This window comes from Collinsella sp. AM18-10, assembly GCF_003471585.1.
Lineage (GTDB): Bacteria > Actinomycetota > Coriobacteriia > Coriobacteriales > Coriobacteriaceae > Collinsella.
The window spans coordinates 118,658-145,306 of sequence record NZ_QRJO01000005.1; the positions used below are offsets into that span (position 1 = coordinate 118,658).

26 protein-coding genes and 1 tRNA gene are annotated in these 26,649 nt (G+C 59.4%); 23 read left to right on the forward strand and 4 right to left on the reverse strand.

Annotated features, from left to right (window positions below):
* Nucleotides 1–35: 35 nt before the first annotated feature.
* From DW211_RS05315 to DW211_RS05330, 4 genes are read left to right on the forward strand one after another with little or no spacing between them, the layout of a single operon-like run.
* Nucleotides 36–917 carry a branched-chain amino acid ABC transporter permease gene (locus DW211_RS05315; RefSeq protein ID WP_117582912.1) on the forward strand — a complete coding sequence of 294 codons (882 nt, stop codon included), beginning with the start codon at nucleotides 36–38 and terminating at the stop codon, nucleotides 915–917.
* 9 nt (nucleotides 918–926) lie between these two features.
* Nucleotides 927–2,006: a branched-chain amino acid ABC transporter permease gene (locus DW211_RS05320; RefSeq protein ID WP_118259715.1), complete on the forward strand. Its 1,080-nt coding sequence runs from the start codon at nucleotides 927–929 to the stop codon at nucleotides 2,004–2,006.
* On the forward strand, nucleotides 1,996–2,856 hold the full coding sequence (locus DW211_RS05325) for an ABC transporter ATP-binding protein (RefSeq protein ID WP_006234439.1): 861 nt from the start codon (nucleotides 1,996–1,998) through the stop codon (nucleotides 2,854–2,856). Before DW211_RS05320 ends, DW211_RS05325 begins: the two co-directional genes overlap by 11 nt.
* 12 nt (nucleotides 2,857–2,868) lie before the next feature.
* The gene (locus DW211_RS05330; RefSeq protein ID WP_118259717.1) at nucleotides 2,869–3,570 is read left to right on the forward strand and encodes an ABC transporter ATP-binding protein; all 702 of its coding nucleotides are present in this window, start codon (nucleotides 2,869–2,871) and stop codon (nucleotides 3,568–3,570) included.
* Nucleotides 3,571–3,895: 325 nt separating this feature from the next.
* Here the strand turns inward: DW211_RS05330 and DW211_RS05335 are convergent, their stop codons facing one another.
* From DW211_RS05335 to DW211_RS05345, 3 genes are read right to left on the reverse strand one after another with little or no spacing between them, the layout of a single operon-like run.
* Nucleotides 3,896–4,159: a hypothetical protein gene (locus tag DW211_RS05335; protein WP_117776090.1), complete on the reverse strand. Its 264-nt coding sequence runs from the start codon at nucleotides 4,157–4,159 to the stop codon at nucleotides 3,896–3,898.
* A gap of 14 nt (nucleotides 4,160–4,173) precedes the next feature.
* Entirely contained in the window at nucleotides 4,174–4,806 is a 633-nt protein-coding gene (locus tag DW211_RS05340) for a DUF1700 domain-containing protein (protein ID WP_117821256.1), read from the reverse strand.
* Nucleotides 4,793–5,113, reverse strand: coding sequence for a PadR family transcriptional regulator (locus DW211_RS05345; protein ID WP_187361915.1), 321 nt, complete (start codon nucleotides 5,111–5,113; stop codon nucleotides 4,793–4,795). The genes DW211_RS05340 and DW211_RS05345 overlap by 14 nt, the downstream gene beginning before the upstream one ends.
* 461 nt (nucleotides 5,114–5,574) lie before the next feature.
* Here DW211_RS05345 and DW211_RS05350 point away from each other — a divergent pair, with 461 nt between their 5' ends.
* Together DW211_RS05350 and DW211_RS05355 are read left to right on the forward strand one after the other, a co-directional pair.
* Nucleotides 5,575–6,252: a copper homeostasis protein CutC gene (locus DW211_RS05350; RefSeq protein WP_118259685.1), complete on the forward strand. Its 678-nt coding sequence runs from the start codon at nucleotides 5,575–5,577 to the stop codon at nucleotides 6,250–6,252.
* A gap of 3 nt (nucleotides 6,253–6,255) precedes the next feature.
* A complete protein-coding gene (locus DW211_RS05355; RefSeq protein WP_118259687.1) occupies nucleotides 6,256–7,056 on the forward strand; it encodes a DUF4931 domain-containing protein in 801 nt (266 codons plus the stop codon).
* Nucleotides 7,057–7,083: 27 nt separating this feature from the next.
* On the opposite strand, the gene DW211_RS05360 is transcribed toward DW211_RS05355, so the two are convergent.
* Nucleotides 7,084–8,082, reverse strand: a complete 999-nt coding sequence (locus tag DW211_RS05360) for a bile acid:sodium symporter family protein (protein WP_118259689.1) — start codon at nucleotides 8,080–8,082, stop codon at nucleotides 7,084–7,086.
* 276 nt (nucleotides 8,083–8,358) lie between these two features.
* On the opposite strand from DW211_RS05360, the gene recJ reads away from it, so the two are divergent.
* The 17 genes from recJ to rplT all read left to right on the forward strand — a co-directional run bounded on the left by recJ (nucleotide 8,359) and on the right by rplT (nucleotide 26,553).
* The gene (gene recJ / locus DW211_RS05365; RefSeq protein ID WP_118259691.1) at nucleotides 8,359–11,646 is read left to right on the forward strand and encodes a single-stranded-DNA-specific exonuclease RecJ; all 3,288 of its coding nucleotides are present in this window, start codon (nucleotides 8,359–8,361) and stop codon (nucleotides 11,644–11,646) included.
* A 15-nt stretch (nucleotides 11,647–11,661) separates the two neighbouring features.
* Nucleotides 11,662–14,022: a bifunctional (p)ppGpp synthetase/guanosine-3',5'-bis(diphosphate) 3'-pyrophosphohydrolase gene (locus DW211_RS05370; protein WP_118259693.1), complete on the forward strand. Its 2,361-nt coding sequence runs from the start codon at nucleotides 11,662–11,664 to the stop codon at nucleotides 14,020–14,022.
* 410 nt (nucleotides 14,023–14,432) lie between these two features.
* The gene (locus DW211_RS05375; protein WP_118259695.1) at nucleotides 14,433–15,170 is read left to right on the forward strand and encodes a GntR family transcriptional regulator; all 738 of its coding nucleotides are present in this window, start codon (nucleotides 14,433–14,435) and stop codon (nucleotides 15,168–15,170) included.
* A 101-nt stretch (nucleotides 15,171–15,271) separates the two neighbouring features.
* A complete protein-coding gene (locus tag DW211_RS05380) occupies nucleotides 15,272–15,697 on the forward strand; it encodes a PTS sugar transporter subunit IIA (RefSeq protein ID WP_118259697.1) in 426 nt (141 codons plus the stop codon).
* A gap of 2 nt (nucleotides 15,698–15,699) precedes the next feature.
* A complete protein-coding gene (locus tag DW211_RS05385) occupies nucleotides 15,700–16,197 on the forward strand; it encodes a PTS sugar transporter subunit IIB (protein ID WP_118259698.1) in 498 nt (165 codons plus the stop codon).
* Between the two features lie 3 nt (nucleotides 16,198–16,200).
* The gene (locus DW211_RS05390; RefSeq protein WP_118259700.1) at nucleotides 16,201–16,983 is read left to right on the forward strand and encodes a PTS sugar transporter subunit IIC; all 783 of its coding nucleotides are present in this window, start codon (nucleotides 16,201–16,203) and stop codon (nucleotides 16,981–16,983) included.
* On the forward strand, nucleotides 16,984–17,853 hold the full coding sequence (locus DW211_RS05395) for a PTS system mannose/fructose/sorbose family transporter subunit IID (protein ID WP_118259701.1): 870 nt from the start codon (nucleotides 16,984–16,986) through the stop codon (nucleotides 17,851–17,853).
* Nucleotides 17,854–17,979: 126 nt separating this feature from the next.
* Nucleotides 17,980–19,029 carry a zinc-binding dehydrogenase gene (locus DW211_RS05400; RefSeq protein ID WP_118259703.1) on the forward strand — a complete coding sequence of 350 codons (1,050 nt, stop codon included), beginning with the start codon at nucleotides 17,980–17,982 and terminating at the stop codon, nucleotides 19,027–19,029.
* 2 nt (nucleotides 19,030–19,031) lie between these two features.
* Nucleotides 19,032–20,516: a xylulokinase gene (locus tag DW211_RS05405; RefSeq protein WP_118259704.1), complete on the forward strand. Its 1,485-nt coding sequence runs from the start codon at nucleotides 19,032–19,034 to the stop codon at nucleotides 20,514–20,516.
* A gap of 63 nt (nucleotides 20,517–20,579) precedes the next feature.
* The gene (locus tag DW211_RS05410; protein WP_118259706.1) at nucleotides 20,580–21,440 is read left to right on the forward strand and encodes a class II aldolase; all 861 of its coding nucleotides are present in this window, start codon (nucleotides 20,580–20,582) and stop codon (nucleotides 21,438–21,440) included.
* Nucleotides 21,441–21,547: 107 nt separating this feature from the next.
* On the forward strand, nucleotides 21,548–22,231 hold the full coding sequence (locus DW211_RS05415) for an MBL fold metallo-hydrolase (protein ID WP_118259707.1): 684 nt from the start codon (nucleotides 21,548–21,550) through the stop codon (nucleotides 22,229–22,231).
* Nucleotides 22,232–22,426: 195 nt separating this feature from the next.
* Nucleotides 22,427–23,293, forward strand: a complete 867-nt coding sequence (gene fba / locus DW211_RS05420) for a class II fructose-1,6-bisphosphate aldolase (protein ID WP_035137086.1) — start codon at nucleotides 22,427–22,429, stop codon at nucleotides 23,291–23,293.
* 253 nt (nucleotides 23,294–23,546) lie between these two features.
* The gene (locus tag DW211_RS05425) at nucleotides 23,547–24,980 is read left to right on the forward strand and encodes a transglutaminase-like domain-containing protein (protein ID WP_118259709.1); all 1,434 of its coding nucleotides are present in this window, start codon (nucleotides 23,547–23,549) and stop codon (nucleotides 24,978–24,980) included.
* A 39-nt stretch (nucleotides 24,981–25,019) separates the two neighbouring features.
* Nucleotides 25,020–25,106, forward strand: a tRNA-Leu gene (locus DW211_RS05430).
* A 247-nt stretch (nucleotides 25,107–25,353) separates the two neighbouring features.
* Complete coding sequence (gene infC, locus DW211_RS05435) at nucleotides 25,354–25,923, forward strand: translation initiation factor IF-3 (RefSeq protein ID WP_006234423.1); 570 nt, start codon at nucleotides 25,354–25,356, stop codon at nucleotides 25,921–25,923.
* Between the two features lie 32 nt (nucleotides 25,924–25,955).
* Nucleotides 25,956–26,147 (forward strand): 50S ribosomal protein L35, encoded by a 192-nt coding sequence (rpmI, locus tag DW211_RS05440; protein ID WP_006234422.1) that lies wholly within the window; start codon nucleotides 25,956–25,958, stop codon nucleotides 26,145–26,147.
* A 46-nt stretch (nucleotides 26,148–26,193) separates the two neighbouring features.
* The gene (gene rplT / locus DW211_RS05445; protein ID WP_006234421.1) at nucleotides 26,194–26,553 is read left to right on the forward strand and encodes a 50S ribosomal protein L20; all 360 of its coding nucleotides are present in this window, start codon (nucleotides 26,194–26,196) and stop codon (nucleotides 26,551–26,553) included.
* The last annotated feature ends 96 nt before the right edge of the window (nucleotides 26,554–26,649 follow it).

Below are 26,649 nucleotides of genomic sequence, written 5' to 3' on the forward strand. Positions count from 1 at the left end.
CAACTGGAAACCTATTCGAAAGGGGGATGTGGAACATGACGGTCTTTATCCAATACCTGGTCAACGGCCTGTCCATGGGCAGCGTCTACGCCATCATCGCGTTGGGCTACACCATGGTCTATGGCATCGCCAAGATGCTGAACTTCGCTCACGGCGACGTCATCATGGTCGGTGCCTATGTCTCGTTCTGTGCCACGTCGTATCTCGGCCTCCCGGGCTGGGCATCTGTAATTCTCTCTTGTGTGGTCTGCACCGTTCTCGGTGTTCTCATCGAGGGTCTGGCATACAAGCCGCTGCGTCAGGCGGGCCCGCTGGCCGTTCTGATCACGGCCATCGGCGTGTCTTACTTCCTGCAGAACGCCGCGCAGCTTCTGTGGGGCGCCACGCCCAAGAACTTCACTTCGCTCGTCACCTTCCAGGTGCCGGAGTTCTTGGCCAAGTTCAATGTAAGCGCCGTTTCGCTCGTCACCATCGTCGCCTGCCTGGTTATCATGGCCGGTCTGATGTTCTTTACAGGTAAGACCAAGATGGGCAAAGCCATGCGCGCCGTGTCCGAGGACAAGGCCGCCGCTCAGCTCATGGGCATCAACGTCAACCGCACCATCTCGATGACGTTTGCTATCGGCTCCGCCCTTGCTGCCATCGCCGGTGTGCTCCTGTGCTCCTACTCGCCGGTTCTGCAGCCCACCACGGGCGCCATGCCTGGCATCAAGGCCTTCGACGCTGCCGTTTTCGGCGGCATCGGCTCCATCCCCGGTGCCTTTGTCGGTGGCATCCTCATCGGCATCATCGAAGCGATGGCGCAGGCATACATTTCCACGAGCCTTGCCAACTCCATCGTCTTTGGTGTTTTGATCATCGTCCTGCTCGTCAAGCCTGCCGGCCTCTTGGGCAAGTACGTCCCCGAGAAGGTGTAGGTGAGCGTTATGAAGTTTCTTAAAGACAAGCAGACGCGTCACGACTTTGTTACGTACGCCATGTGCCTTGTGGCGTTCGCCATCGTGTTCTTTATGCAGTCCAACCACATGATTCCGCGCATGATCGCCGGTCAGCTGGTTCCCATCACGGCCTATATCGTCATGGCCATCTCCCTTAACCTCGTCGTCGGCATCGCGGGCGACTTGTCGCTGGGCCACGCAGGCTTTATGAGCGTCGGCGCCTATACGGGCATCGTTACCGCCGTCGCCCTCGAGAGCGTCGTGCCCTCCGACCCCATTCGCCTGGCCATCAGCATTGTGGTCGGCGCCATCGCCGCTGCCATCCTGGGCTTTTTGATCGGCATCCCGGTCCTTCGCCTGAGCGGTGACTATCTGGCCATCGTGACCTTGGCCTTTGGCGAGATTATCAAAGAGATCGTCACCTGCCTTATCGTGGGCGTCGACTCTCGCGGCCTGCACGTGATCTTTAACATCACGGGTAACTCCACAATCGACGATCTGCACCTGCTCGAGGACGGCACCGCCATCATCAAGGGCGCCCAGGGCGCCTCGGGCGTGTCGACGTACTCGACCTTCCTCGCCGGTGCCATCCTGGTCATGGTCGCACTCGTGATCGTGCTCAACCTGGTTCGCAGCCGTACTGGCCGTGCCATTATGGCCGTGCGCGACAACAAGATCGCTGCCGAGTCCGTGGGCATCTCTGTCACCGAGTACCGCATGATCGCCTTCGTGGTTTCCGCCGCTCTCGCCGGCGCTGCCGGAGCCCTCTTCGGCGGTAACTTCTCGCAGCTTTCCGCCACCAAGTTTGACTTCAACACGTCCATCCTCATCCTGGTGTTCGTGGTCCTGGGCGGTCTGGGCAATATGCGCGGCTCCGTCATCGCGGCGGCGTTGCTCACGGTGCTTCCCGAGCTGCTCCGTCAGTTCTCGGACTACCGCATGCTCATCTACGCCATCGTGCTGATCCTGGTCATGATCTTTACCAACAACCCGCAGCTCAAGGCGTTCTTCGGTCGCGTCAAGGATCGCTTTACTTCCAAGAAGGAGGTGGCAGCCGATGCCCAGTAAATTTGAGTTCAACAAGGGCAAGATGGTCCCGTATCCTTCTGGCGCCATCGTTCCCGATCGCGACCTGGGCCAGCGCCCGGCTCTCGAGTGCATCCACCTGGGTATTGAGTTCGGCGGCCTTAAGGCAGTCGACGACTTTAGCCTGACTATCGGCAAGACCGAGATCGCCGGCCTGATCGGTCCCAACGGTGCCGGTAAGACCACGGTCTTCAACCTGCTCACTAAGGTATACCAGCCCACGCACGGCACCATCCTGCTTGACGGCGAGGACACCTCGGGCAAGTCGGTCTATCAGGTCAACCGTATGGGCATCGCCCGTACCTTCCAGAACATCCGCCTGTTCAACACCATGACGGTGGAGGATAACGTTAAGGTCGGCCTGCACAACCAGGAGCGCTACTCCGGCTTTGAGGGCGTGCTGCGCCTGCCGACGTATTGGAAGCACGAGAAGGCCGCCCACGAGCGCGCCATGGAGCTGCTATCCATTTTTGACATGGAGCACCTGGCAAATGAACAGGCCGGCTCGCTGCCTTACGGCGCCCAACGTCGTCTGGAGATCGTCCGTGCGCTTGCCACCAACCCCAAGCTGCTGCTGCTCGACGAGCCTGCCGCCGGCATGAACCCGTCCGAGACCGCAGAGCTCATGGCGAACATCGTTAAGATTCGCGACACCTTTGGCATTGCCATCATGCTCATCGAGCACGACATGTCGCTCGTCATGAACATCTGCGAGGGCATCTGCGTGCTCAACTTTGGTAAGGTCATCGCCAAGGGTACGGCCGAGGAGATCCAGAACAACGATGCCGTTATCGAGGCATATCTGGGCAAGCAGGATAAGGGGGAGAACTAAATGGCAGAGCCGATGCTTTCCGTCTACAACATCAACGTCTGGTACGGCGCCATCCACGCCATCAAGGACATCTCCTTTAACGTCAACGAGGGCGAGATCGTGGCTCTGATCGGCGCGAACGGTGCTGGCAAGTCCACAACGCTCAAGACCGTCTCGGGCCTGCTGCGCTCCAAGACCGGCTCCATCAAGTTTATGGGCGAGGACATTACCCATGCGCCCGCTGATAAGCTGGTTGGTAAGGGACTGGCTCAGGTTCCCGAGGGACGTCGTGCCTTTTTGCAGATGACGGTTGAGGAGAACCTGGAGATGGGCGCCTATACGCAGCCCAAGTCCACGGTGGCTCCGGGCCTTGAGCGCGTCTACGAGCAGTTCCCGCGCCTGAAGGAGCGCCGTCGCCAGGTCGCCGGCACCCTTTCGGGCGGCGAGCAGCAGATGCTCGTTATGGGCCGCGCCCTTATGAGTAACCCCAAGCTGCTCATGCTCGACGAGCCTTCCATGGGCCTGGCGCCGATTCTGATTGAGCAGATCTTCCAGATTGTCGAGGATCTGCATAAGGCCGGCACCACGGTGCTTCTGGTCGAGCAGAACGCGCAGATGGCGCTCTCGATCGCCACGCGCGGCTACGTGCTCGAGACCGGCAAGATCACCATGACCGGCACCGGCCAAGAGCTCCTGCACGACGACAACGTCCGCAAGGCTTACCTGGGCGGTTAGGCGGTTCCGCCGTTCTACCGAACGGCGGACCAGTCGACGCTGCGCGGGCGCCAGAGCGACAACTTGTCATTCAAAGAGGGCGGCATGACCAGAAGGTCTATGCCGTCCTCTTTTCATGCCAATTTGTTCGCTCTGGTGCCCGCTCGCTGTCCGTCCTTTGCTTGCGGCGTTGCTTTGGTTCTGGCATTTGACCTAGTCGCTGGGGACGTTCTTGAATGACTAGTCGTTTAAGAACGTCCCCAGCGACTAGGTCAAAAGGCTCCGAGCGCGGCGTGCTCACGCCCGTCGTGGTGCGCCCGAAGGGGGATGGCTGCTACGAGCTCGATCATTTGCGAGGAGAAGACGAACCAGCCGTTGCAGATCCAATATGGATCTCGCCGACCTCGGCAAGCTGCTCGATGAGCGGAAGCCCTGTCGGGTCGTCTATTTCAACACCACCCAGAATGATGGTGTCATCGCGCAGGTCGATCTGTGTGTTGAACACAGCGAGGTTAAAGCCGGAGGCCACAAATCCGATAGCAGCCAGGACGAGCCCCGTGGCAACAAGTCCACCCGCTACGGCAAGGTAAATCTTTTTTACGCTGGACATGTTTGCACTCCTTCCTATGCCGTAAGCGGCGCCGCTTCAGCGCCCCTGCGGCTCTTACTGCCTCGATCTTTCCAGAAGGGCGAAACGGCTTTCTTCGCCCAAAGGGCAGAGAGGCGCGCGATCTGCTTGGACGCCGTCCAGGCACCGGCTCCCGCGAGGAGCGCCACACCGATGGAAGCGAATCCCATTCCCATCGAGGTTAAAACGTACGGAACATGCCCGATAATGATGCCGTCCACGGTGAACAGGAGCCCCACCACGCCCGCGCCCCCGAATGCCGCGGCCACGATCCACACGCAGAGCGCAAGAACCCAAATGCAGATGTAGACTGTAGCGGCAACGGCGACGAACGCGAACAGCAGCGGAATCCATACCGGAGAGCCCACGATGGCGAGCGCCCATAGAAGCGCCGTGCTCTTGCGCTTGGTCCTCGCAATTGCGCGCGGCACGGCGGGCAGTTCGTCGAGCGTTGCCTCGGCGACCTCACCGAGCGTGCCCATGGCGGCCACAGCCTCGGCCTCCGTCATGCCGTCCTCCATACGGTCGGCGATGGCCTCCGCGTAGAACTCCTGCGTTTCCTTTACCTGATCTGCCGGCAGACAGGCCAGAAGCTCGCCCAGCCGGTTCAAGAACTCATCGCGCGTCATGGTGCGCTCCCTTCACGTAACTGTAGATTTCCTGCACGGATGGCCATTCGGCGAGGAACTCGGCGATACGCTCATGCCCGGTGTCCGTGATGCGGTAGTACCTTCGCAGCCGCCCGTTGTGCTCGGCGGAGCGCGCCGTGATGCACCCTGCCTTCTCCAGGCGCTTGAGCAACGGATAGAGCGTGGACTCCGTGAGCCCCATGCTCGCGGGCACGTCCTTCACGATCTGATAGCCGTAGGATTCCTCGCCCGAGACGGCCGCGAGCACGCAGGCCTCGAGGAAGCCGCGCTTCATCTGCGCCTCCATCCGCACACCTCCTTTCGTAGTATACTGTGTAACACCTACTATATGACACATAGTATATGATGTCAACAGTTGTCGTATAGGGAGCCCGGTCTGTCTGTCCCCGGTATAGCGACGAGTGTCGGTTGACGCATCGCGCGAAACACCAACCAGTGCTCCTTTGATGCAACTCTCATTCGACCACATTTCTGAGCAGCTACCTTCCCGCACCAAAGCGTGCCTGATCCTGGGATAGTCGTTGGGGACGTTCTTGAATGAATAGTCGTTTAAGAACGTCCCTAACGACTACTTCTATACAGCAAAAAGGGGTGCTGACCATTTCGGTCAGCACCCCTTTAAGTTGCGGTGAAATAGGGACTGAATACGGGCTCCAGAGGCCAAAACAGTCCCTATTCCACCGCAACTTCATGGGGGCGTGCGACAATGCCCGTCGGAAAACATTTGCTGTCTTTGGGGGTCTATCTATGCTGTGCGAGTTTTGTGCCGAGAACTTTGAGCGAGTGCCGGCGGCCATCAAGGCCGGTGCGGGTCGCATTGAGCTGTGCGACAACTTGGCCGTTGGTGGCACTACGCCTTCGGCCGGCGTTATCAGCGCTACGACCAACTATGCTCACGAGCACGATGCACGGGTGATGTGCATGATTCGCCCGCGTGGCGGTGACTTTCATTACAACCAAGACGAGCTGCGCATGATGGAGATGGACCTGGGCCTTGCCGTAAGCGCCGGCGTTGACGGCTTGGTCTTTGGCTGCTGCAAGCCCTGCGCTGGCGGATGGGCGCTCGACGAGCTTACGTTGGGCGCCCTCGTGATGGCCGCGGGCTGCGCGACCGAGGAATGCAAGCGTGAGCCCATCGACATCACCTTCCACATGGCGTTTGACCAGCTCTCGCCCGAGGCTCAACTCGATGCCGTCGATACGCTCTCCGATTGCGGCGTTACGCGCATCCTGACGCACGGCGGTGCCGCCGGCACGCCGATCGAGGACAACCTGGAGCATCTGTCGCGTCTTATCGAGTGTGCGGGAGACCGCCTGACCATCCTCCCCGGCGGCGGCATTTCCACGGCCAACCGCGATACCGTGGCGGCGGCACTGGGCGTCTCCGAGCTCCATGGCACCAAGATCGTGCCGCTGGAGGTATAACCCGTGGCGCTGGTATTTGACGTTCAGCAGGCGAGCGGCAAGCCCGATGACAACCGTCGCCCTGGCACCGCGTGCCCCTTTTGCGACACGGAGGGACTCGCCAACATCATCCAGCGCGATGGTGACTGCATCTGGCTCGAGAATAAGTTCAAAACCTTGCGCGCCACCCGTCAGACCGTATTGATCGAGTCGGCCAATCACGACGCCGACCTGGTGACCTACGAACCGGATGAGCTGCATCATGTGATGCGGTTTGCCCTGGGCTGTTGGCAGCAGATGATCGATTCCCAACAGTACCGCAGTGTGCTCATGTACAAGAACAAAGGCCCGCTTTCGGGCGGCAGCCTGGTCCATCCGCACATGCAGATTGTGGGCTTGGAACAGGAGGACGGCTATGCGGCGCTGACTTCCGCCAATTTCGAAGGCATCAATGTCTGGCAGCAGGGGAGAATCTCGGTCAACATCTCAACCGAGCCCATCATGGGATTCTTTGAGCTCAACGTCTCGGCTCCACAGGGAATCGCCGCCAGCGACGACGCCCACGACCAAGCCGAAACGGACCTGTTTGCCGATGCGATTCAGGTGGCCCTGCGCTATATCCTGCACGAGCACCACGGCGGTCGCGCGGAGTCGTACAACTTGTTCTTCTACCACATGGGTGGTCGGACCATTGCCAAGGCGCTGCCGCGTTGGGTGGTTTCGCCCTACTTTGTGGGCTATCGTCTGGCCCAGGTCAATGCCGAAACCACGCTCGATGGCGATGCGGAGCGCCTGCGCATGCATTTGGAAACGTTCACGTCGTAATGCGAACATCCGCGTAATGCGGACAGCCTAGCGTGCCATGGCGTCGCGACCGGCCTCGACCCGCTTGCGCTGGGCGGCGCGCTCCTCGCCGGTCAGGCGCTCAAAGAGATGCCCGATAATTGAGGCCAACACCTGCTGAAACAGCGTTCCGCACATGACGGGAAACACGACTTCGCCCGGAAAGTATTGCGTGGCGATGACGGCGCCCGAAGAGATATTGCGCATGCCGCAGGTAAAGCATATGGTGGTCGTTTCGCTATACGGCAGATGCGGCGCACGGGCGACCAGAAAACCGACGACAAAGCCGCTGATGGCGAAGGTCAAAATAAAGAGGGCGACTTCCAGGCGCACCGCGTTCATGTGCAGCACGTACTCGCTCATGGCGGTGGAGTTGGACGCGATGACGCCCATCATCATGAACTTGCAGGCGGGCGAGAGCGCGGGGGAGAGTTTCTCGTGTCCCCATCCACGCGTGAGCTCGTTGATCATGATGCCGAGCACGGCGGGGATAGCGATCATAAAGGCCATGTCCTGCATCATGCTCGGCACATCGATCGAGACGGTGGCACCCAGCAAGAGCTTAAGCGTGAGCGGAATCGTCACAGGCGAGATAACCGAGGACGTCAGGATAATGGTGAGCGCGAGCGGGCCGTTGCCGCCAAACATGCTAATCCACATAAAGGCAGTGACTGCCACGGGTACGCTGTACTCGAGCACGATGCCGCAGACAAGGTTGGGATTGGAACCAAAGAACAGTGAGCCCACGGCATACGCCGCGATGGGGATGAGCACAGCCGAGACAAATAACGCCAAAATCAAATGTAGCGGACGGCGGAACACCTCGGTTACCTGGTGGAAGGTGTTGCTGAGCGCACCCTGAAACGTCATAAAGGCAAACAGGGCGGGAACGATGGGCTTGAGCACGCCGATCTGCTGGGGAAAGAGCACGCCGAGCGCCACGCAAATCGGAACGATGATTTGCATGTGTCCCGCGAGAAATTTGCCCAGTCCAACCCACTGCTTCATATGCGCTTGCGACTCCCTTTGCTCGTGAATCCGTTTTGAATGGATATGCTAGACGCTCGCACGCGTCCGTGCGTCAGAAACGCTTGATTATTTCGAGGCTATTACCGGCATCGTTTATCGAAACCGCGGCGTGCTGCGGCGATTGGCGTCCGCACTGCACGGTATAATAAATCCGTTCAACAGATCTGCCTGCCGAAGCGGGCATACACAGAGGACTCATCGCTATGAACCGTGAGAGGTATCGCGGCGACCTGCCCCTATCGGGGGTGGGCGCCTATGTCATCGCTTAAGACGACGCATCGCTGGGCGGTCGCTCATCAAAACCCCGAGCTCGAAAAGGAGCTTTCGGCTGGCCTGGGCATACCCGGGTTGGTGGCGCGCATTATGGTTGCGCACGGCATTACATCCATCGAAGAAGGCCAGCTGTTTTTGACGCCTTCGCTCGATCGCGACTGGGCGGACCCGCTCGTTATCCCGGGCATGTCGCTCGTTGCCGACCGCGTCGAGCGTGCTATTCGCAACCACGAGCACATTGCAGTCTTTGGCGATTTTGACGTTGACGGTATTACGTCGACCTGTCTGTTGACCGAGGCACTGCGCACGTTTGGAGCCGATGTCACGCCGTTTATTCCGCATCGCTTTGACGAGGGCTACGGTCTTTCGCGCGCGGCGCTCGACCGCGTTAACGAGCTCGCTCGCCCCCAGCTGATCGTGACCGTCGATAACGGCATTGCCGCCAAGGAAGAGGTCTCCTATCTGGAGAGCCTGGGGATCGATTTGGTGGTCACGGACCATCACGAGCCGTCCGACCAGGTGCCGCGGGGCGTGCCCCTGACCGACCCCAAGCTCGAGGACGAGGGTCCCTCGCGCGAGCTTGCCGGTGCCGGCGTGGCGCTTAAGCTGGTGCAGGTTCTGGGCGAGCGTTTGGGCAAGCCGTCGTATTGGCGTTCGCTGATAGAGGTCGCGGCGCTGGGCACCGTGTCCGACATGATGCCGCTCACGCCCGAGAATCGCGCACTGGTCGCCGAGGGCATCCAGCAGATGCGCGTGACGGCCCGTCCCGGCTATATCGCGCTTGCCGCACTTGCCAAGGCCGACCTTTCTACCATTACGGCCGATGGCCTGTCGTTTTCGCTCATCCCTCGCCTGAATGCTGCCGGCCGCATGGCTGATCCCAAGCTGGCGCTCGACCTGCTGCTTGCCCGTGATCCTATTGAAGCAAGTGCACTGGCAGCCGAGCTCGAGGAAATCAATCGCCAACGCCGCGAGATCGAGGCCGAGCTTACGCGCGATGCCATGGCGAAGGTCGAGGAGACGTATGACGGCGGGCGCGCAATCGTCGTGGGCGGTGAGGGCTGGCACGAGGGCGTCAAGGGCATCGTGGCGAGCCGCCTGACCAATCGCTACCACGTGCCGGCGCTGCTCTTCTCGATCGAGGACGGTATCGCTCGCGGATCGGGCCGCTCGGTGGGCAAAGTCAACCTGTTCGACGCCGTCGAGCGTTGCTCCGACCTGTTGATTCGTCGCGGCGGGCATGCCGGTGCGGTGGGTGTGACCATCGAGGCATACAAGCTCGATGAGTTCCGCCGTCGCCTTTCGGCCGTGCTATCGGAGCTTCCCGCCGATGACTTTGAGGACACTGACGAGGTTGCCGCCACCGTTGACCTCTCCGAGCTGAATATCGAAACTATCGAGCAGATTTCTCGTCTTGAGCCGTTTGGCCAGGGCAATAAGGTGCCGCTTCTGGCCGCCGAGGGCGTGACGATGTGCGATCGCGCCGTGGTGGGCAAAACCGGCGAGCACATGCGCTTTGTGGCGACCGATGGCGCCGCGAGTGTGCCGGCCATCATGTTCCGCGTGCCGCAAATCGATAAGCTCATCAACTGCGATAGCGCTGTCGACTTGGTGTTCGAGGCCGTTGCCGAGCATTGGCAGGGGCGTGTGAAGCCCAAGCTCATGATCAAGGATGTCTTGGTCCGCGATACCACGCTGCCCAGCGTCGACGATCCGGCATGCGAGCTTCGTCGTGGCGTGCAGCCGGCGGATTCCGGCCTGCGCCTGGAGTCGCGTAAGCGCGAGACGCTCGCCCAGCTTTCCTATACCGAGCTCACGCGCTCGCTTATCCATAGCTTTATCGGATCGAACCAGCCGCACCGCGCGCAGGTTGAGGCGCTCGATGCCTTGGCCGACCACCAGAGCGTCTTGGCCGTTATGGGAACGGGCCGCGGCAAGTCTCTCATCTTCCATGTACATGCTGCGCGCGAGGCTGTCCTTCGCGGACGTGCGAGCATCTTTGTCTATCCGCTGCGTGCGCTTGTTGCCGACCAGGCATATCACCTCTCGTCGACGATGGCAGCGCTTGGCATTGGCGTTGGCGTGCTGACCGGCGAGACCGTGGAGGCCGCACGCGATGATGTGTTCGCCGGCCTAGCTTCGGGCCGCACCGGTATCGTGCTCACGACGCCCGAGTTCCTATCTATCCACCGTGACCGCTTCGCGCGTTCGGGCCGCATCGGCTTTGTCGTTATCGATGAGGCGCACCACGCCGGCCTTGCCAAGGGCGGCGACCGCAGCGCCTATCTCGACATGCCCGATATCCTCAAAGCCCTGGGCGACCCGGTTGTTATGGCTGCGACGGCCACCGCGACGGCTCCGGTCGTGGCCGAGCTTGCCCGCATGCTGCCGATTACTCGCACGGTGGTCGACGAGACGGTGCGCGAGAACCTGCAGCTCGAGGACGACCGCGACCTTGCGAGCCGCGAGAACCGTTTGGTGTCGATCGTGGCGACGGGGGAGAAGACCGTCATTTACGTCAATTCGCGCGACCAGTCCGTGGCGCTCGCCAAGACGTTGCGCAAGCGTGTGCCCGATTGCGCAACCCATATCGCGTTCTATAACGCGGGGCTTGCGCGCTCCGATCGCCGCCGCGTGGAGGAAGCATTCCGAGACGGAAGCCTCAGCTGCATCGTTTCGACCTCCGCCTTTGGCGAGGGTGTCAATCTGCCCGATATCCGCCATGTCGTGCTGTACCACATGCCGTTTGGCGCCATTGAGTTCAACCAGATGAGCGGGCGTGCCGGTCGTGACGGACAGCCCGCCGTGATCCACCTGCTCTATTCGTCGCGCGATGCCCGCATCAACGAGCGCCTGCTCGACTGCTACGCACCCGAGCGCGACGAACTCGTCACACTCTATCGTGCGCTGCAGACCATGTGGCGCTCCAACCGCGGTAAGACCGGGGATGATTCATTCTGCGCAAGCGATATCGACATCGCGCAGATGTGCCTTGCCATCGATGCTCGCACGCCGGTCGACGAGCGCTCGGTGGAAAGTGGCTTGGGAATCTTCGAAGAGCTTGGTTTCTGTCGCGTTTCGGGGTTTGACGACACCCGTCGCATCGCGATGGCCGAAAACCCCGGCCGTGTGCAATTGAGCAGGTCAATTCGCTATTTGGAGGGCTTGCGCTCGCGCATGGAGTTCTCGGCTTTCCGGAGTTGGGCGCTCGATTCGTGCGCTTCTGATATGCTAGCCAAAGTTAACCGCCCGATCGTACCGCGGGCCTAGGGGAAGGGGACCTCGATGGATGCCGCAGCCCGTACCGCCCATGATTCCACCCTCCAGCCGTTCTCGGAGATGGAGCACTATAAGCATGCCGATGAGCTGCCGCCCGAGATTATGGCGGACAGCTACGACAAACTGGAGCGCCTGTGCCTCAAATATATGAATGTGGACGACTTTTCTAAGGTGGAGCAGGCCTATTGCTTTGCTGCCGAGAAGCACTGCAACCAAAAGCGCCGCTCGGGTGAGATGTACATCAACCATCCCGTCGAGGTGGCCATCATTTTGGCCGATCTCAAGATGGACTGCGATGTGGTGTGCGCCGCGCTGCTGCACGATACCGTCGAGGATACCGAGACCTCGCTTGCCGATGTTTCCGGCCTGTTTGGCGATACGGTGGCCGAGCTCGTCGATGGCGTGACCAAGCTCACCAACATCGAAGTCGACAGCATGGACGAGAAACAGGCGCTCACGCTGCGAAAGATGTTCCTCGCCATGTCCAAGGACATCCGCGTCATCATCGTTAAGCTTGCCGACCGTCTGCACAACATGCGCACCCTTGCGGCCTTGCGTGAGGACCGTCGCCTGTTTAAGGCCCGCGAGACCATGGACGTGTATGCGCCCCTGGCCGACCGTCTGGGCATGAGCTCCATTAAATGGGAACTCGAGGACCTGTCCTTCTTCTACCTTGAACCCGACGCCTACCAGCGCATCGCACGCATGGTGGCGGAGTCGCGCGAGGTCCGTGAGCGCTATCTGGCCGAGACCATCAAGACGCTCACCGATGAGCTCAACCGCATTGGTCTTGAGGGCTTTCAGATCAACGGCCGTTCCAAGCACTATTGGTCCATCTATCAAAAGATGAAGCGCAAGGGCAAAGAGTTCTCCGAGATTTACGACCTGGTGGCACTGCGCGTCATCACCCATTCGGTGCGCGATTGCTATTCCACGCTCGGTGCCGTGCATACTTTGTGGCATCCCATGCCCGGTCGTTTTAAAGACTATATCGCCATGCCTAAGGTCAACAACTACCAGTCGCTCCACACGACGGTTATCGGCCCCACGGCCCGTCCGCTCGAGATCCAGATTCGAACCTACGAGATGCACGAGCAGGCCGAGTACGGCATCGCCGCCCACTGGCTGTACAAGAAGTCGGGCGGTTCGTCTGCCTCCAAGACCAACGACGCCCAGCGTTTGGACGATCAGATTAACTGGCTCAAGCACTCGCTCGACTGGGCAGCGTCTGACGAGATCACTGACGCCAAGGAATATCTGCACTCGCTGAAGGTTGACCTGTTCGATCAGGAGATTTTTGTCTTTACGCCCAAGGGCGAGGTCATGGCGCTTCGTGCCGGCTCTACGCCGCTCGACTTTGCCTACGCCGTCCATACCGAGGTCGGCAACCACTGCGTCGGCGCCAAGATCAACGGTGCGGTGGCTCCGCTCACGCACGAGATTAAGACGGGTGACCGTGTCGAGATTCTGACTAACAAGAGTTCCAAGCCGTCGCGCGATTGGCTCAAGATCGTTAAGACACCTTCCGCCAAGTCAAAGATCCGCCGCTATTTTGCCGCTGCGACCAAGGACGACGACGCTGCTGCTGGTCGCGATATGCTGGCCAAGGACCTGCGTAAGCGTGGCTATGGCATTTCTACGCCGCGTTCGACGCGTGCGCTCAACGCCGTGGCGGAGCAGTTTAACTTCAAGCAGCTCGAGGACCTGTTTGCCGCCGTCGGCGCCGGCAAGGTTGCCCCGCGCGCTGTGGGCAATAAGGTCGAGCAAATCTTGGACCCCAAGCCCGAGGAACAGCTCACCAAGGCCGAGGCTATCGCCGAGGTCGTCAAGCAGCCTGCCCGCGGCTCCAACCGCAAGCCGCAAAAGCGCGGCAAGAGCGCCAGCAACGGCATTATCGTCAAGGGCGAGAGCAACAGCGGCCTGCTGGTCCGTCTGGCCCATTGCTGCAACCCCGTGACGGGCGACGACATCGTCGGCTTCATCACGCGCGGTCGTGGCGTTTCGGTGCATCGCGCCAATTGCCCCAACGTCAAGGGTCTTATGGAGCATCCCGAGCGCATGATCGAAGTAGAGTGGGACGGCGCTGCCGACACCCTCTTCCAGGTCGAGATTGTGGTCGAGTGCCTGGACCGCATGGGCCTGCTCAAGGATGTCACCATTGCCATTGGCGATGCGGGCGGCAATATCCTTTCCGCCGCCACGTCGACCAACCGCGAGGGTATTGCAACCCTGCGCTTTATGGTCGAAATCTCGGACGCGAGTGGTCTGGATCCGCTGCTGGCCTCTATCAGCAGCGTCGACTCGGTCTATGACGCTCGTCGACTCATGCCGGGCGAGGGCGGGGCGCAGCTCAAGCGCAGGATATAGACAGCCCGGGCACTTTGTGTAGCTCAACCAAATGGACAGGGTCCCCAGGGGCCCTGTTTTTATGCCGTTTGCCGATGATTTGCTACCGTTCACCGTTGGAAAAGCGATGGCCCATTTGGATGTAAAACATCAAAATCGCAGGTAGACTCTGTATAGAGCGTCATTCTCTGCTGACCTGCGAAAAGGTGCCAAGTTGTTCACTGACAATGCTCAATAGGCGCGATATGGACCATATTTGTACGAAGAAATGTGTACAACCCAAAAGGCATAAACGCGGTTTTTCGAGCGGATTGAGTAAGTTGTTCATTCAGGTCCATCGTTGTATAACCTTGTACAGCGAGAAGGGGAGCTAGTACCCCCGGTTCCCTTTATCGCCTTGCAGTTCCACGCATTCTTGGGAGGCGGTCGATATGGTAAAGGTCGATGAGTTCAGCAACTCGGGTCTTTTACATGTCCAGGCAGCAAACTGGATGCGCGAGAAAGTCTACAGCCACGAATGGGCCCCTGACGAGCAGATTCCAACTGAGCATGAACTCATGGATATCCTCCAGATGAGCCGTGGCACGGTGCGTCGGGCCATCCAGGCGCTTGTCGACGAGAACCTGCTTACCCAGATCCGCGGTAAGGGAACGTTTGTAACCAAGACGGTCTTTACACATCCCACGGGTTCTACCTTGATCTCGTTCGCCGAGTCGCTCAAATCCCAAGGGGTCGATTTTTCTACCAAGGTCGTACTGCACGAGGTCGTGCCTGCCGACAAGCTTATCGCCGCTAAGCTTTTTGTACCCGTGGGCACTCCCACGCTTAAGATGAACCGCGTTCGCTCCGTTGATGGCAAGCCGATTCTCTACATCGAAAGCCTCATCAATCTCTCTCTGTTTCCCGGCCTCGAAAATGTCAATTTCGATACCGAGACGCTCTTCGCGACGATCGAGCGGATGTTTGGCAAGAAGATCGGGCATTCCAACGCTCGCTACGCCGCCCGCGTTGCGGGCGAGCGGGCCCGCTATCTCGATGTGCCCGAGCAGTCTCCGGTGCTGCATCTGGAACAGCAGATCTTCTTGACCGACAACAGCTCGGCCGAGTGGTCCAATGTCTGGCTATCTGCGAACAACTACGTGGTGGGTACGGTGCTCCAACGCGTGTAGCGCGGCCCCACACTTTATGGAATATCCCTACAACCCAATCCCTGTTGCTAAGGCCAAGGTTGCCTATCCCTGGCTGTTATCAAAAAAGAGAGGAAGGTCCCATGAAATTCGTGCTTGCATCGCACGGGCACCTGAGCGAGGGCATGCTCGACACCCTCCAGATGCTGCTCGGTCCGCAGGAGGACGTACTTACGTTTGTTTTGCATCCCGAGGAGGAGGCCGCCCGTCTGGGGGAGCGCATGGAGGCTGCGCTTGAGCCCGAGGACGAGGGAAACATCGTCTTTTTCACCGATCTGTATTTTGGAAGCCCCTTCAACCAGGTGGTCAACCTTTCGCGTAACCATGCGATCTATCACGTTACGGGCATGAATGTGCCCACACTTGTCGAGGCTCTGGTGGCGCGCAATGGAGGTAAGTCGGCGTCGGAGGTCTGCGATATCGCGCTCGAGGCCGCCAAGGATAGCGTCAAGGATGTTCGTAAGCTCATGTCCGTGGCAGACGGGCAAGAAGAAGATGAGGAGTTCTAGTCATGAGAAACGTTGTATTGGCCCGCGTCGATGACCGCCTGATCCATGGTGAGGTCGTAAGCGTGTGGACCCCCAATCTTTCGGCAAACTGCATTCTGGTTGCCGACGACGCCGTGGCCCAAGATAAGTTCAACGTGCGCGTGCTCAAGTCGCTCGCGCCCGACGGTGTCAAGGTCTTTGTGGCAACGGTCGAGGGCGCCATCAAGGGTCTGCTCAAGGACCCGGTTCCCGGAGAGCGAGTGCTTGTTCTCACCAAGAGCCCCATTGCCTATGCCCGCATGGTGGCTGCCGGCGTGCCCATCAAGGAGGTTAACCTGGGCGGTATGGGCATCCGCGGCGAGCGCAAACCGTTTATCAAGAACGTTGCCGCCGATCCGGACGAGGTCGTCGCTATCGAGCAGATGCGCGCTGCTGGTGTTCACGTGTACTACCAGCTCGTCCCCGAGCAAGCGGTCATCGAAGTCGACGATGCCCTTGCGCGCGCTCACGAGGGGGAGTAGGCCATGACCATCATCCAAGCCCTTCTTTTGGGCGTGCTGTATTGGCTCGCCGTGGGCAACCTTCCGTTTGTAGGCCTTTGGTCGGTGCAGCGCCCGCTCGTCTGCGGCCTTATCGCCGGTTGCATCCTGGGCGATCCGGTTGCCGGAGCTGTTACCGGCGGTACCATCAACCTGGTATATCTGGGCTTTATCTCTGCGGGTGGCTCGATGCCGGCCGATATGGCGCTTGCGGGCATCCTCGGTACGGCCTATGCCATCACGGGTGGCCTTTCTGCCGAGACCGCACTTGCCCTTGCCGTGCCCATCGGCATTCTTGGCACCATCGTCTGGTATCTGCGCATGACCTTTGACTCGGTTTTCGTCCATATGGCCGACGGCTTTATCGAGCAGGGTAAATTCGATCGCATCTGGATCGCTAACGTGGCGCTTCCCCAGGTCTTTGCCTTTGTCATCACGGTGATCCCCTGCACGGTCGCGGCATATTTTGGCGCGGCGTACATTCAGTCGTTTATTGACATGATGTCGGGCCCCGTCCTCACGGTGTTCCAGGTCATCGGTGGCCTCATGCCCGCCCTCGGCATTGCTATCACGCTCCAATACATCTTCAAGGGCGAGGCGATCGTATTCCTGTTCCTCGGATTTGTCCTTGCAGTGTATTCGGGCCTCGGCCTTCTTCCCCTGGGCGTTATCGCGCTTATCACCGCCGTGGTCTATGTTCAGCTCTCCGCCAAGAGTGAGGCTCAGGCCGCAGCCCCCGCTATCGAAGACGATGAGGAGGAGTTTTAAATGGCTTCCGATACCAAAAAGACTGAGGACGGCCTTGCCCGCAAAGGCGGCCTTGTCTCCAAGCGTTCGCTCAAGCGCTCTTGGTTAATTTGGGAGATGTTCCCCCAGACCTGCTATAACTACGAGCGCATGATGGGCCAGGCTGCTGCCCACACCTTCGTTCCCGTGGTGAAGGAGCTCTATAAGGACGACCCCGAGAAGCAGCGCGAGCTCATGAAGCGAGAGAGCGAGTTCTTCAACGTGCATGTTGAGTTTGGCTCGTGCATCCTCGGCATGGCAATCGCCATGGAAGAGGAAAAGGCCCAAGGCGCCCCCATCCCCAACGAGTTCATCACCAACATCAAGACCTCGCTCATGGGTCCTCTTGCTGGCGTGGGCGACACCATCTGGCAGGGCGTCGTCATCCCGATCCTCCTGGGAATCTGCATCGACCTGACCCGTATGGGCGGCGGTAACATCTGGGGAGCCATTCTGTACGCGGTGCTTATCCTCCTGGCTGCATTTGCCCTTTCGTACGCCAACTTTATGTTTGGCTATCGCGCGGGGTCGGAGGCCGTGGTCGATTTCTTGGAGAAGGGCACGCTCAGCCGCATTCTCAAGGGCGCCTCGATCATGGGCTGCATGGTCATGGGCGGCCTGATCGTCAATTATGTTTCGGTTACCTGCGGCATCGAGTTTTCGAGTGCGGGCACGGCGTTTAACCTTCAGGCCGACCTGTTTGACACCATCATGCCCAAGATCTTGCCGCTTGCGGCGACGATGGGTATCTACGCGCTACTCAAGCATCGCTGGTCGTCCATCAAGATTATCGGTCTCATCATCGTTATCGGCATCGTCTGCGGCCTGACCGGCATCCTCACGTTCGTTTAGAACGCAATCTGCGGAAGCATTTCCGCTTTTCCCAATCCACCCAAAACCAAATCGCTTCCAAAAAGTGTCCATCAGGACACTGGGGGAGTGCTGTCAAAAAACGTCCAACCATAAAGGAGATCAACCATGAAAGCCATGCTCATGCATAAACCGGGCGATGTCCGCCTGACCGAGCTCCCCACGCCTGAACCGGCGGCTGACGAGGTGCTCATCGCGATCAAAGCGTCGGGTATCTGCACCAACGATGTGCGCGACTACCATGGCGACTGTAGCTACTCCTATCCGCGTATCGGCGGTCATGAGTATTGCGGAACCATCGTCAAGATGGGCGACGCTGTCAATCCCAAGCACTTTCAGGTGGGCCAGAACGTGGTCTCCTATATCATCGAGGATTGTCACGAGTGCAACCTGTGCAAGACGGGCAATGAGAATATCTGCCTGGATCATCTTGAGAGCAAGGTTTTCCACAACCCCGATGGCATCTCGGGCTATTGCGGCTTTGCAGAGTACATCACGGCAAAGGCTGACGATCTGATCGCCTATGAGGAAGAGACCGACTTTACCAAGATGGCCTTTACCGAGCCCCTCGCCTGTTGCGTCAACAGCATCAATCGCTGCGATATCCGCTTTGGCCAGGACGTGGCAGTTGTGGGCGGTGGCACGATGGGCCTTCTGCATGTGATGCTTTTGGTCCGTAAGGGTGCGCGCGTTATCGTGAGCGAGCCTTTGGTGGAGCGCCGGGAGCTTGCACTCAAACTGGGCGCATACGCCGCCATCGACCCTATGGAGTCCGATCCCGTGGAGCGCGTGCGCGAGCTCACCCGTGGTCAGGGTGCCGATTTCGTGTTCAACACGTGCGCCCATCCCAAAATCGCTGTCCAGGCCATTGACATGATGGCCCCCTGCGGAACCTGCATGATGTTCAGCTCGATTCATCCGCGCGAGAACATCCCTGTCGACGTAAGCGCACTCCATACCTTCCAAAAGACGGTGACCGGTGCCGTGAGCCCCACGGTTCGTGCGTACTACGAAGCCGTTCAGCTCATCGACAAGGGTATTATCGACCCGCTTCCCGTGCTTGAGGGCGTGTTTGATTACACGGATTTCCAGTCGGCTATGGACACGGCGTGCCGCCCCGATACCTACAAGGTCGTCGTGAAGTTTGGCGAGTGGTAACGATGGGCGGCTCGAGTGCTTCGGGAGCGCCGGTTGTCTTAGGCATCGATCTCGGTACCTCCTCGGTCAAGGTCGCCGCATTGTGCGGAAGCTCGGTCGTGGCGGAAGCATCAAAGTCCTATGAGATATCGAGCCCGCAGCCGGGCTGGCGCGAGATTGACCCTGCGCTTTGGTGGGGGGCAAGCAAGGCTGCTGTCGCCGAGGTTGCCTCAAGGGTCGACGGCGAAATCTCTGCCATTGGCGTAACCGGCCAGATGCATACGCTCGTGCCGCTTGATGCGGAGGGCGCGCCGGTGCGTCCTGCCCTCATGTGGAACGACGTGCGCACGGCCGATTTGGTTCCGCGGGTTCGTGCGCGCCTCAATGCGGCGGGAGAGGACTATCTTGCGCGTTTGGTGAGCACGGGGAGCCCGGCGGCAAACCTCGTATGGCTTAAAACCCAGGAGCCGGCGCCATTTGCAAAGCTTGACCGCTTTTTGATTGGGCCCGACTGGATCGTTTTCAAGCTTACCGGGTCCGTTGAGACCGATTATTGCGAGGCCTCGACATCTTCGCTCTTCAACCTCGAGGAGCGAGCGTGGTCGGAGCGCGCTTGTGTTTCCCTAGGGATCCCACCGAGTATCCTGCCGCCTGTGCGCGGAGCCGCTCAGGTTGCCGGGCACGTGGATGACGGGCTTGCCAAAGAGCTCGGGATCCCCGCCGGGATCCCGGTCGTTCACGGCACGGGCGATAACCCGGCGGCCGCCGTCACGACGGGATGCCTCGTGCAGGGACGAACCGTCATTTCGCTCGGCACCTCCGGCGTTCTCATGGCGCGTCGCGATGCCCCCGATTTTTCCGCACGTGGCAAGAACATTCTGTTCTCCGCGGACGGCAAGGACGTTCGCTGCCTGGTTCAGGGTGCGATTCAATCCTGCGGCTCCACGCGTTCTTGGCTTATCGAGCGCATCTTGCAGGCCTCGTCGTATGACGGTGTCGACGGCCAGGCCGATGCTTCTCGGGCGGGAACAGGCGAGCTTCTGTTTTTCCCGCATATGACGGGCGAGAAGACCCTCTTTGCCGATCCGTCCCTGCGCGGCGCATTTATCGGCTTGACGCCCGAGAGGTCTCGGGCGGACCTCGACCTTGCGGTCATGGAGGGCATCGCATACGGCTTCCGTCAGCTTGCGTCCGAGATGGCCATCCCACTCGACGGGCACGAGCCCTTGCTTGCCGTGGGTGGAGGCGCTCGGTCTTCGACCTGGCTCCAGGTCTTGGCGGATGTCCTCAAATGCCCGATTCAGCGCGTCGAGGGACCAAGCGGTGCTGCTGTTGGGGCCGCAGTGCTTGCCCTTACCGGGGCGCTCGGATGCCCTGAGCCCGAGGTCGTGAGCTTTGGTGCCGTGTTTGAACCTGGTGCCGCTGCTGACAACCATGACAGGAAGTACAAAAGGTACTTGCATATCCGTGAGGCGCTCAAAAGCATCCCCTCTGAGTACGACCTCTGATTATCCCCATACCTGTTTATAAAGACCGCCGGCTTGCCGGCGGATGAGTGGAAGGAAGCCACTATGCCCCTCGTCGATATGAACACCCTCATCGAGATCGCCAAGAAGGGAGACGTGATGCTCCCGGCGTTCAACACCACCAACATGGAGATGACACTCGCCATCATGGACGCCTTCGAGGCCAACGGCATGCCCGGTATCATTCAGATTGCACCGACCAACGTAAAACTTACCGGCTACGACTACATCTCCGAGGTTGCCCATCGCGCCATCCACGACTACACCGTTCCCATGGCGCTCCACCTCGACCACGGCAAGACGCTCGACGACGTGCGCCGCGCCGTGGAGGCCGGCTTCACCTCCGTCATGATCGACGGCGCCGCCCTGCCTTTCGAGGAGAACGTCCGTTTCAGCCGCCGCGCCGTGGATTACTGCCATGCGAGCGGGGTCTCGGTCGAGGCCGAGCTCGGCGCCATCCGCGGCAAGGAGGACGACCACGTCTCCGAGGCGGATTGCAAGACCGACCCCGCGGAGGTGGCCGAGTACGTAGAGCGCGTGGGTTGCGACACGCTCGCCGTCTCTATCGGCAACGTCCACGGCCTGGAGGACACGCCCAAGATCGACCTTGATCACCTTGCCAAGATTGCCGCGGTCTGCCCCTGCCCACTTGTGCTCCATGGCGGCTCCGGCATCCCGTTCGAGACCATTGCCGCGATGAAGCAGTACGGCATGGTCAAGATCAACATCGCGAGCGACCTGCGTCAGGCCTACATCCGTGCCGTCGCCGCCGCGCATGACAAGAACCCCAACGAGGCCAACCTCGCCAAGGTCCTCATGGATGCCCGTGCGGCCGTCACCGAGGTCGCGCGCAAAACGCAGCTCGGCATCAACGGCATGCTCGATGCGAAAGACCTCGCGGCATAAAACGAGAGCTGACATTTCACAAGATAACGCCGTCAACATATGTGAAACTACAGGGAGTCCCGGAGTTGCCGGGGCTCCCTGTTTTCTTGTGAGATAAGGCGGTGCATATGAAAACGCTCGAGCTGGATTTGACGCCATCCGGATCGCTTTCGATCGAATGCGTGGTCAACGGCCCTATCGAGACCAACAGCTACTTTGTGGGCTCGGCGGGCAAGTGGGTCGTGGTCGACCCCGCATGGGATGGTGAGCGTCTGGTTGAGCACTTCAAACAGGCGCATCCGGCGGATGAGCTTTTGGGTGCGGTTTGCACCCATGGACACGCCGACCATGTGGGTGGCGTTGCCGGCGTGCGCGCGGCGCTCGACGGGGGTGCCCTGTACGCGCTTCCGGCCAAAGATGGCGAGGTGCCCGCAAAAAACATCGCCGAGCAACGAAGCATGTGGGGGATTGATGCGCCCAGCCCCGGCGAGCCGACGCGTCTGCTTTCCGAAGGGGATTCAGTCGCGGTGGGAGATTGCCGCCTGCAGGTCATCGAGGTTCCCGGCCATACCCCGGGCGGCGTCGTGCTCTTTGCGGCAGCCGAAAACGGCAACGTTGCCTTTGTTGGCGACACACTATTCCCCGGTAGCCACGGCCGCACCGATCTTGCCGGCGGCGACGAGGCAGCGATTCTGCGCTCGCTCTCCAAGCTCGCCCGGCTTCTCCCGCCCGATACCGTTTGCTTAACGGGCCATGGCGATTCGACCACCATGGCACGCGAGCTCATGCAGAACCCGTTCATGCAGATGTAGCTTAATAGTCGGCTTTTGAAGCACGAGAAGCGTCCAAACGTCAAGCTATTTTTCCCCAACGGGTCAATTCCGTAGGGCAAACGGTCAAAAAAAGTCTGTTTGGACGATATTCGTGAACAAACGAACGTTTATGCTCGGGTACGCCGTGGTAAAATCTCAGGCGTTATCGGAGCAACCTTACAGGAGGTTTCTTTTATGCTCGTCAACGCAGCAGACATGCTCAAGAAGGCTGAGGCCGGCAAGTACGGTCTCGGTGCCTTCAACACCAACAACCTCGAGTGGACCCTGGCTATTCTCCAGGCCGCCGAGGAGGCCAAGTCTCCGCTGATCCTTCAGTGCACCGCTGGTGCCGCTAAGTGGATGGGCGGTTTCAAGGTCTGCGCCGACATGGTCAAGGCTGCCGTCGAGGCCACGGGCGTTACCGTTCCCGTCGCCCTTCACCTCGATCACGGTTCTTACGAGGACTGCTTCAAATGCATCGAGGCCGGCTTCACGTCCATCATGTATGACGGCTCTCACGAGGAGACCTTCCAGCTTAACCTCGACCGCACCAAGGAGCTCGTTGAGCTTGCCCACTCCAAGGGCATGTCCATCGAGGCCGAGGTCGGCGGCATCGGCGGCACCGAGGACGGCGTGACCTCCAGCGGCGAGCTCGCTGATCCTGCTGAGTGCAAGCAGATCGCTGACCTGGGCGTCGACTTCCTCGCCTGCGGCATCGGCAACATCCACGGCGTGTATCCCGCCGACTGGGCTGGCCTTTCCTTCGAGCGTCTGGGCGAGATCAAGGCTCAGACCGGCGACCTGCCCCTCGTCCTGCACGGTGGCACCGGCATCCCCGAGGATCAGATCAAGAAGGCCATTTCCCTGGGCATCTCCAAGATCAACGTCAACACCGACCTGCAGCTCGTCTTCGCCAAGGGCGTCCGCGAGTACATCGAGGCTGGCAAGGATCAGCAGGGCAAGGGCTTTGACCCCCGCAAGCTCCTCAAGCCTGGTCGCGACAACATCGTTGCCCGCACCAAGGAGCTCATGGAGGAGTTTGGCTCCGTCAACAAGGCGTAAGCGTCGCTAAACTTCCCGCCGGAAGCCCCGTCCCCCTACACTGTTTCCTTTGCGCTCACCTGGCTTTGCCAGAAGTCGCGCTAAGGAAACAGTTCCGGGGGACGGGGCTTCCTTTGTTTAACGCCGCAGGGTTACGAATCTGAATTCATTTTTAGAGGTACCGTTCAGCGGTGTTGATGGCTCTCTTATTGGGGCTTTCTTTTTTATCTCGCTACAATGGACTTCAAGAGTTCTAATGACTTGGAGTTTTGGTATGGCTGTTATTAATGTACTGCCTTCGGATGGGAAGGTTATTGACGAGGGTCCTGTTGGTTGCTCTGTTGATGTTTGCTGTGATGACTTTCGTCATCTCGATGTTGGACTGCCGCCCGAGATTCTTCGTCTTAAGGACGCCGGGTATTTGACGCAGGCTGTTGCTGCCTGCGATCGCCTTTTGGAGCAGAACCCTGAGCCTTCGCTGGCTGCTTGTGTTCGTGCAGAGCGGTATCGCATGCTCGAGACGCCGCTTCATTTTTCGGTGTCGCGTGATCGGGCCATTGCGATGATTCGCGAGGAGTGGCCAGAGTTTACCGAAGAGCAGTTTGATGACCTGATTAATCGTAAGCGTATTGACTGGCGCTTTATCGATGGTGAGCTGTTCGTTCTCGACAACTTCCTCGATTCGCTTCGCGTATATCCCAAAGAGGTTCCCGGCATGCGGCCTGATTCTACGGACGGAATAGCACTGCGCAACGAGATGCTCAAGGAGATGGAGTCACAAAACGGATTGGCTCGCGTCATTACGCTTAAAGCGTCCGTGTCTGTCCCCGGCGCTCTGGAAGGGGAGGCCGTTTGCGCTTGGCTTCCCGTCGCGGCTGCCTGCCGTCAGCAGTCTCGGGTCGAGATTCTCGACATGACGCCGGAGGGGGCCATTGCTCCTGCGAGCGCCTCGGCGCGTACTGCCTCGTGGGTCTCCTCGACTGATCGCTCGTTCTCAGTGACCTATCGTTATCAAATCGATGCCGCTTATCACGATATCTATGGGGGTGCGCTTCCGGCGCATCCGCGTATGGACGCGCCTCTGCCCGAGGATATTTCCGAGGACCGTCCGCACATTGCATTCACGCCGTATCTACAGCAGCTGACAGCCCGTGTCATTGACGGGCTCGAGGATCCGCTCGATCGCGCCCGTGCTATCTATGATTACCTGACGCAGTACATCGACTATCGCTATCAGCCGCCGTACTTGCTTTTGGGATCTATTGCCGATGACTGCGCGCATTCGCTTCGCGGCGATTGTGGCGTAATGGCGCTCACGTTTATCACCATGTGCCGTATCGCGGGCGTGCCTGCTCGTTGGCAGAGCGGCCTGTACGTTGCGCCCGACTCGGTGGGGCCGCATGACTGGGCAGAGTTCTATACGCCGCAGAGCGGTTGGCTCAACGCCGACGTGTCATTCGGATCTTCTGCTCGCAGGATGGGGGAGGAGTGGCGTCGCCGTCACTACTTTGGCAATCTCGACCCGTGGCGTATGGTGGCAAATTCCCGGTTCCAGGCAGGGTTTGAACCCGTCTTCGACGGTATGCGCGAGGACCCCTACGATAACCAGATGGGCGAAGCCTCGGTTGACGGTCGTGGGTGCCGCCGGCGCGAGATGCTCCGTTCGGTCGAGCTCATCGAAATGCTCGAAGTTCCATTTTCGGACTAATCAGCAGAAAGCTGTGATAAACTAACTCACGCATTACGTGCCCGAGTGGCGGAATTGGCAGACGCAGTGGACTCAAAATCCACCGTTGGCAACAACGTGCGAGTTCGAGTCTCGCCTCGGGCACCATTCATGCAAGCGAGTGTTCAAGGGGGTCAAGGCCCCTTTTTCGTGTACGTAATGTGATAACGCGCTGTACGTGTTATTATCGCCAAGGCGTTGTTCCCGCAATGCCCTAAAGAGGAACCCGAGGGTTCCCACCTTTTGGCGCCAATGAGCAGCTGACTGGTCATACAACTTAGATTTATTTCCTCAAATCGAGGATGTCTATGTGTACGACCTGGTTGCTGAGAAGCGCCGGGTTATTTTTTTATGAATGGAGGTAGGGAAAATAGCTAAGTCTGATGACACCCGCATCAACGACGAGATCACTGCATCTTCGTGCCGTTTGATTGGCGTCGATGGCTCACAGCTCGGCCTGTTCGCCATCCGCGATGCCCAGCGCGTCGCTGACGATCAGGGTCTCGACCTGGTCGAGATCGCTCCCAACGCGGAGCCGCCGGTCTGCAAGGTCATGGACTACGGTAAGTTCAAGTACCAGCAGGCCATGAAGGCCAAGGCTGCTCGTAAGAACCAGTCCAAGGTCGAGGTCAAGGAAATGAAGTTCCGACCCAAGATTGACGTTGGCGACTACGAGACCAAGAAGGGCCACGTTCTGCGTTTCCTCAAGAAGGGCGCACGCGTTAAGATCACCATCATGTTCCGCGGCCGTGAGATGGCTCACCCGGAGCAGGGCCTTAACGTTCTCGAGCGTCTCGCCGAGGATCTCAAGCCTTACGCTACGGTCGAGTCCAAGCCTAAGATGGAAGGCCGTAACATGCTTATGCTGCTCGCCCCGATTAAGGGCGCCTTCGATGAGGATAAAGCGGCAAGCGATACCAAGTAACTAGTGTTCTGTAACCGATTAAGGAGTATTTCATGCCTAAGATGAAGTCCCACAGCGGCACCAAGAAGCGTTTCCGCAAGACTGGTACCGGCAAGCTTATGCGCGCCAAGGCTTTCAAGAGCCACATCCTGAGCAAGAAGTCCACCAAGCGTAAGCGTGGCTTCCGTCAGGAGACCGAGATCGCCGCTGCCGACCGCAAGGTCATCAAGTCGCGTCTCGCCTAAGTTCGCGTTCCCGTTTTTCGTTTTACCGTCTAGGAGTTGATAGAACATGGCACGTATTAAGCGCGCTGTTGCCGCCAAGAAGAAGCGCCGTACCGTTATGCACCGTGCGAAGGGTTACTATGGTGCCGCTTCGCGTACTTACAAGCATGCTAAAGAGCAGGTCCAGCACTCCCTGCAGTATCAGTATCGTGATCGCCGCAACAAGAAGCGCGAGATCCGTTCTCTCTGGATCACTCGTATCAACGCTGCTGCTCGCCTGAACGACATCTCTTACTCTCAGTTCATGCACGGCCTGAAGGTTGCCGGCATCGAGCTCGACCGCAAGGTCCTGGCTCAGATGGCTTACGAGGACATCGAGTCCTTCAACGAGCTGGCTACCATCGCCAAGAAGGCTCTCGAGGCCTAATAGATTCTCTTGAATCGCTAGGGGAGTGTCGCGTTGTGCGCGGCACTCCCTCTTTTTAAAGGCTTTAGCCTGTGCGGGGCGCGCAGCGCGCCGCAT